Genomic DNA, 6,819 nt, shown 5'->3' on the forward strand with positions numbered 1-6,819 from the left:
GGAACCGATCTCACCGTCCCGACCTGGCACTCACTGCTTGCGAGTGCCAAAGACCGTTTTAGCACTCGGGCAGGGCGAGTGCAAGGCCGGCGACCTCTCGGGCCGAGCGGCCAGAGATGCCCCTGACCTTCTGCGACAACCACACGGTCGACACGACGCCGCGCACGTCGCGACATGCGCGCCAACGCGACGGGTGCGCGGAACCAGGGCGGCACCGCTCACTTGCGCAGCAACCGGACCAACACACCGGCGGCATGCGCCTTGGCGGCGCGCTCCGCCTCGTCGGCGTCCCCCGCTTCCAGCGCGCCGACGATGCGCCGGTGCTCTGCCACCGCGAGCCGCCGGTTGACGTCGTGGCTCCACATGTCCGACCGATACAGATGTGTCTGTGTGTCTAGGCGGAACAGGGCGTCACACAAGGGTTTGTTACCTGAGTGGGCGCGCACCGCGGTGTGGAAGTCCAGGTCCAGATCGGCATCGCGACGATGATCGGCCGGGGTCTGCAGATAGGACTCCTGCTCGCGGACCCGTTCCCACAGCTCACCGAGGTCGGCAAGGGTCACCCGGGTGGTCGCCTCCCGGGCTGCGAGACCGTCGAGCACCTCGCGCACCTGGAAGACGTGGCGCAGCATGTCGTCGTCGAGGTGGGCCACCTTCGCCCCCGCGCGCGGTGTGTAGACCGCCAGTCCGTCGACGACGAGTTGTTGCACCGCCTCACGCACGGGGCTCCGCGACACCTCCAGCCGAGCCGCGAGGCCGGGCACCGACAGGGAGGTGCCCGCTTCCAACGTTCCGGAGAAGATCTCGTCGCGCAGCTGGCGCAGTACTGCCTGCGTCAACAGCGCACCGTCGGCGCCGGGTGACCGCAGCGCCTGCAGGCTGTCGGGGATGCTCATGTTCTGTCCGTGGTGGTCGATGCGTCGATTGTGACTGATCGGCGGTGGATGCCGGTCATCGTGCGGCCATCACGCGCTGCGCTTCGCGGTCGGCGAACTCCGGGGCCACCCCCGACTTCATCCCGGCGAGTTTGGCGTCGATGTTCTCGGCGACGGTGATCGGCGGATACCCGGGACGCTCGGCGCTCGCACAACCTGGCAGCGTCTCGATGAGCGCGTCGTGGTTGCCGTCGAAGAAGAAGGCCGCCGACCGCCGACGGATGATGCGGCCGTCGACGACGGGTGGGTCGACGCGATGTACCGTCGAACGCCACCGGTCGTTGGTCCAGCGGGCCATCGCGTCGCCGAGGTTCACCAACAGCGCGCCGTCGGCGGGCTGCACGTCATGCCAGTCGCCATCCGCGCCGAGAACCTGGAGACCGGGTACCTGATCGGCCCACAGCACGGTCAGGATGCCGAAGTCGGTGTGCGCCCCCATGCCGGTGAGTTCGCCGGCGAGTTCGATTTCGCCTTCGGGCAGCGTGTAATTGTTCATCTTGAGAGCGTCGATGGAGTGATCGGTCAGCTCGTCGAAGTACTCCTCCGGCAGCCCGAGCGCATCGGTGCAGGCGGTCAGCAGAACGCGTGACACCGTGCGCGCCGCGTTGAACCAGGCCTCGACGCCCAGCCGGAAAGCGGGTGCTGCGTCGGGCCACGTGTTGACCGCATAGCTCGAGGCGGGTAGATCCTTCTCGGCATACCATCCGCGCTCGGAACCGACGGTGAACGCCTCGTAGAAATCGTTCATCTGATTGGCCGCTGCGACTCCGAGGCTCATGCTCAGCGACTCACTCTTGGGCGGACTGTAGCCGCGATTCTCGCCGGGCCGGGTGTAGCGCTTCTTCACCTCCAGCGGCAGGGCGTAGAACTCGTCGAGCGCCGCGGTCAGACCATCGATGGTGGCGGCGTCGACGCCATGCCCGACAACCTGTACGAACCCGACTGTGCTGCAGGCGTCGTCGAGTTCGCGGGCGACTCGGGCGCGGTCGGCCGGTGCGCCGGCGAGTTCGACGTAGCTGGAGATGTCGATGGTGGGGACGGTGAACATGGTCTCCTCCTTGGTTTTCGTTGGTTGGCGGCCCTTCGTGACGCTCGGCCAGCGCCTAACTCCTCAGGGACCAGCGGGACGCTCGCAAGCTCGCTCCTCAGGGACCGACGTGACGCTCGGGAGCGGGGTCACCGCCGACGATGGACGAACGCGTTGAGCACGCTGAAGATGCCGAACACGACGATGCCGAACAGCGAGGCGAGCACGATGGCTGCGATGAGGTCGTCGGACTGCAGTCGCGCACGGTAGATGTCGAGGAGGGTGCCGATCCCCGGCTCCCCCTTCGCGAAGAACATGTCGCCGATGATCGCGCCGACCACGACGAGTCCCGACGCCGTGCGGAAACCGGTCATCATCGACGGCAGGGCGGACGGGAACTCCAGTTTCGCGAGCCGTTGTGCGGTCGACGCCTTCGACAACGTGAACAATTCATGCGAACCCCTGTCCACCGAGATCAGGCCGAAATGGGTGTTGGCGATGATCGGAAAGATCGCGATGATCACGCACACGATGGTGCGCGCCACCATCCCGTAGCCGAACCACAGTCCGATCAGCGGAACGATCGCGAGCACCGGGATGACCTGTAGCACAACGGCCCACGGATAGATCGCACGCTCGAAGAAGGAGCCTCGGCTCATCACCACCCCGACGGCCACCCCGATCAGAGCGGCGAAGACGAATCCGACGACGCTGACCTTCGCGGTGACCCAGAGCGCGTCGAGCATCGGCCCTACATGATCGGGGTCGAGCAACGAATTGGTGAGCACCTCATGCGGCGGTGGCAGAAGGAACCGGCGTGTCGGGCTGAGAATCAGATAGCTGACGCAATACCACAGCCCGATCGCGAGCGCGAACGACAGTGCCGGTGGAAGTCCGTAGCGGACAATCGATCTGATCCAGCGCCGACTCCGCTCCGACGTCGATGCCCGGTCCAGACCCGACGACGTCGGTGCGGCGGAGGTGGTGACGCAGCTCGAAGTGTCGGAAGCCGTTGTGCCGGCCATTGGTCCACTCGCGGGCGTCGCGGAGATGGTAGTGGTCATCGGGCACCTCGCAGGGTTTCGGTGATCTCGGCGACATACTCGACGAAGTGGGCGTCGTAGCGCAGATCGGGATCTCCCGGATAGGGGAAGTCGATTTGCAGGTCGGCGACGATGCGCCCGGGTCGGGCCGACATCACGATGACCCGGTTGGCCAAGAACACCGCCTCCGACACCGAGTGAGTGATGAACATGCCGGTGAACCTGCGTTCGGCGTAGAGCCGCTGCAGTTCGGTCTGCATGTCCAGGCGGGTCATCTCGTCGAGCGCACCGAACGGCTCGTCAAGCAACATCACCTTCGGCTCGGAGGTGAGTGTGCGCGCCAGCGATACCCGCATCTTCATACCACCCGACAGCATCCGGGGCAACTGTGCTTCGAATCCGCGCAGGCCCACCGCATCGATGGCGCGTTGGGCGCGGGCGCGGCGCTCGGAGCGAGGGAGGCGGCCGATCTCGGCGCAGAGTTCGACGTTTGCCCGCACCGACCGCCATGGCAACAGGGTGGGTTCCTGAAAGATGAAGCCCACCGAGTCGGTCGCGAGCGCGACACTGCCGTCTGTGGGGCGCTCGAGGCCGGCGGCCATCCTCAGCAGTGTCGACTTGCCACACCCGGAGGGACCCACCACCGCGACGAAGTCGCCGTCGGCGATATCGAGGTCGATCCCGTCGAGCGCCCGGGTGCCCGAGCCGAACTGCTTGGTCACGCCGGACGCCGAGATGACGACGCCCTTGGTGAGGTGCCGCGCATCCGCGTCGTTCATGGTGTCGAAGAGGGTCATGTCCTCATCCCTAGGTCGGAAGTACATGTAGATGGTGAGCCATCTGCTACGTCTGATCATTCGTTACATGTATTTCGTCCCTGGTATCCGTATGTAAACACCGCATGACGAACAGTCCCTACACACCAACTTCTTTCAGGCACTTTCAGCAGTTCAGCTGGCCTTACGTGCCTTTTCGGAGCACGCCAGAGCCGCTTTCAGCTACATGCATCGACTGGCGAGAACGTGGGCCTCCCCCTAGCTTTACATGTAGATCGCAGAACGCGACATTCTCGGCATCAGCCCTCAGGAGTTCTCATGACCACACGTGATCTGTTCGCCGCGCGCCGCACTCGCGCCATCGCCGCGGCGACCGCCGCCCTGTGCGCCGCCGCGCTCGCCGGCTGCGGCAGTGACGACGGCACCGATTCCGCCTCGACCGGCAGCTTGGCACCGGCATCGACGGAGACCAACCTCGCCGAGGTCTGCCCCGAGAACGTCGTGGTGCAGCTGCAGTGGCAGCCGCAGTCCGACATGGCGGGCGTCATCGGGCTTCTCGGACCCGGCTATCAGGTGGACACCGACACGAAGTCGGTGTCCGGCCCGCTGGCCTTCGACGGACAGGACACCGGCGTCGACATCACCCTGCGCGCCGGCGGTCCGGCCATCGGCTTCCAGTCGGTCCCGTCGGCGATGTACGCCGACGACTCGATTGACCTCGGCCTCGTCCATGGCGACCAGTTGATCGCGGCGGCCAAGGACCAGCGCGTCGTGGGTGTGACGCCGCTGCTGCAGTACAACCCGTCGATCCTGATGTGGGATCCGGAGACCCACCCGGACCAGAAGACGATCGCCGACATCGGCGAGACCGACGAGACCGTGGTGGTCAGCAAGGACCAGATCTTCCCGCAATGGCTCGTCGCGAAGGGCCTGCTCAAGGAGAGCCAACTCGACACCAGCTACGACGGCGCCCCGGCCCGCTTCGTCGGCGATCCCAGCATCGCCCAGCAGGGTTTCGCCAACTCCGAGCCCTACACCTACGAGCACGAGACGCCGTCGTGGGACAAGCCGATCGCCTACGCGATGGTGAAGGACGCCGGGTACGACGTATATGCCTCCAACGTGTCGGTGCGCGCCGACAGGCTCGACAGCCTCACCCCGTGCCTGCAGAAAATCGTCCCGATGATCCAGCAGACCGGCAAGGACTACGTCGCCGCCCCGGACGCGATCAACGCGACGATCGTCGACTGGGTGTCCCAGGACGTCGGCTTCACCCCGTACAGCGAGGGTGAAGCCGCGTACTCGGCTTCGCTGCTCAAGGACAAGGCGGTCATCGCACCCGGCTCCGACGGTGTGTGGGGCAGCTACGACACGGCCAAGGCCCAGTCGATCATCGACGACCTCACGCCGATCCTGAACGAGAGCGGCGCCGGCCTGCCCACAGCTCTGCCCGCCGATCAGCTGTTCACCACGGAGTTCATCAGCGATCAGGTCCGCTGATCGCATACTGAGCACACCGCTCCGGCGGCCACCCGCATGCAGCGGGTGGTCGTCGGTGTCTGCCGTCATTCATGACGTCGACGTCCGGCATGTCGGTTTCGCCGTGAGGACGATAGGGTCGGCCGCGTGGAGTTCTTGCTGATCATCATCGTGGCCCTGCTCCTGATCATCGCGGTGGTCGTGGTGTTCAACTTCCTCGGCGGCCGCAAGGCACGACGGGCCGAGACCGATGCCCTCAAGCAGCGTGCCTACGGTCCCAAGGATCCGTTCTCGACCGCCGACGACGATGCGGTCCGCGGCGATCCTCGGCAACTCAAGCCCGGCGACCTGGTGGAACTGCGGGGTGAGACGTTCGCGGTACGCGGAACGCTGCGGTTGTCGCAGAGCGGATTCGAGTGGACCGAGAACTTCCTCGACACCGGGACCGGCCGTAAGGCATGGCTCTCCGTCGAAGACGACCCCGACCTCGAGGTCGTGCTGTGGCAGGAACTGACCGGCGTCACCCTCACCCCCGGACCGGATGCGCTCGAACTCGACGGGCGGCGCTATCACTCTGACGAGGCAGGGTCGGCCGAGTTCTCCTCCACCGGCACCACCGGCCTGAACCAGCGCGGATCGATGCGTTACCACGATTACGAAGCCGGCGACGAGCGCCTGTCCTTCGAGGATTTCGGCTCCGGCTGGGAGAGCGCCCGCGGTGAGGTCCTCGCACGCAGCGAGTACCGCATCTACCCGACCGATCCGGCGCCGGGCACATGACGGCCGCGGGACTCACGAGCGGCCACGTGCTGCTCGACGTGCCCTACGCCGACACCAGCGCCGCGCAGCTCGCCTTCTCGCTCACCGCCGATCCGCGAGCGCCGCTGGCCCGATGCGACCACCAATTCGGCTCCCGCACCGTGTCGTTGCGACTCCTCGGCGCCAGTCATCAGATCATCGTCGACGACGGTGACCACCGAATGTGCGAGACAGTCGCGTGCCTGCCCGGGCTCGACGAACCGCTTCCGGGCACAGTCGCCGACGGCACCTATACGTTCACGTCGTCCGTCCGCAAGTGCGATGCCGAACAGATGGCGGCTCTGGTCGACGAACTTCATCACCGCACGGCCGATCACCGCGCCCAGGGCTTGCCGTCGTTGCTGGGCCGCTTTCCCGGGCAGCCGATGGCGGTGACCGCGGCGATCGCCACCACCCGCGGCGACAGCATCGGGTGGCAGACCTGGCACACCTACCCGCAGACGGCGGAAGTGGTCACGACCACTGGTGAACTGCGGGACGGCGGGGGCACGCGATGACCTACCCTCCTCCGCCCGGTGGACACCCACCCCCTGGCGGGCCCCCACCCCCTGGCGGGCCCCCACCCCCCGGGGGGGGGGGGGCCCCCCCCGCGGCCCCCCCCCCCGCGGCCCCCCCCCCCCCCCCCCCCCCGCCCCCCCCCCCCGCCCCCCCCCCCCCCCCCCCCCCCCCGCGGCGCGCCCCCCCCCCCCCCCCCCCCCCCCCCCCCCCCCCCGCCCCCCCGCCCCGCCCGCCCCCCCCCC

At 67.3% G+C, this 6,819-nt stretch carries 7 protein-coding genes; 3 read left to right on the top strand and 4 right to left on the bottom strand.

All coding sequences use genetic code 11. The annotated features are described in order from the left end of the window. Positions 1–218: 218 nt before the first annotated feature. From ACIGKQ_RS16090 to ACIGKQ_RS16105, 4 genes are all read right to left on the bottom strand, one after another. A complete protein-coding gene (locus tag ACIGKQ_RS16090) occupies positions 219–896 on the bottom strand; it encodes a GntR family transcriptional regulator (RefSeq protein ID WP_287015403.1) in 678 nt (225 codons plus the stop codon). 55 nt (positions 897–951) lie between these two features. Continuing rightward, entirely contained in the window at positions 952–1,983 is a 1,032-nt protein-coding gene (locus ACIGKQ_RS16095) for an isopenicillin N synthase family dioxygenase (RefSeq protein ID WP_396574436.1), read from the bottom strand. 128 nt (positions 1,984–2,111) lie between these two features. After that, complete coding sequence (locus ACIGKQ_RS16100; protein WP_396574437.1) at positions 2,112–3,026, bottom strand: ABC transporter permease; 915 nt, start codon at positions 3,024–3,026, stop codon at positions 2,112–2,114. Continuing rightward, positions 3,023–3,802: an ABC transporter ATP-binding protein gene (locus tag ACIGKQ_RS16105; RefSeq protein WP_396574438.1), complete on the bottom strand. Its 780-nt coding sequence runs from the start codon at positions 3,800–3,802 to the stop codon at positions 3,023–3,025. The genes ACIGKQ_RS16100 and ACIGKQ_RS16105 overlap by 4 nt, the downstream gene beginning before the upstream one ends. Before the next feature lie 297 nt (positions 3,803–4,099). On the opposite strand from ACIGKQ_RS16105, the gene ACIGKQ_RS16110 reads away from it, so the two are divergent. The 3 genes from ACIGKQ_RS16110 to ACIGKQ_RS16120 all read left to right on the top strand — a co-directional run bounded on the left by ACIGKQ_RS16110 (position 4,100) and on the right by ACIGKQ_RS16120 (position 6,576). Then, positions 4,100–5,281 (top strand): nitrate ABC transporter substrate-binding protein, encoded by a 1,182-nt coding sequence (locus tag ACIGKQ_RS16110; RefSeq protein WP_396574439.1) that lies wholly within the window; start codon positions 4,100–4,102, stop codon positions 5,279–5,281. Between the two features lie 126 nt (positions 5,282–5,407). Further along, complete coding sequence (locus ACIGKQ_RS16115) at positions 5,408–6,040, top strand: DUF4178 domain-containing protein (protein WP_396574440.1); 633 nt, start codon at positions 5,408–5,410, stop codon at positions 6,038–6,040. After that, positions 6,037–6,576, top strand: a complete 540-nt coding sequence (locus ACIGKQ_RS16120) for a DUF2617 family protein (protein WP_396574441.1) — start codon at positions 6,037–6,039, stop codon at positions 6,574–6,576. Before ACIGKQ_RS16115 ends, ACIGKQ_RS16120 begins: the two co-directional genes overlap by 4 nt. Positions 6,577–6,819 lie beyond the last annotated feature (243 nt).

Origin of the sequence: Gordonia sp. NPDC062954, from assembly GCF_044543825.1 — a bacterium.
GTDB classification, from domain to species: Bacteria; Actinomycetota; Actinomycetes; order Mycobacteriales; family Mycobacteriaceae; genus Gordonia; species Gordonia tangerina.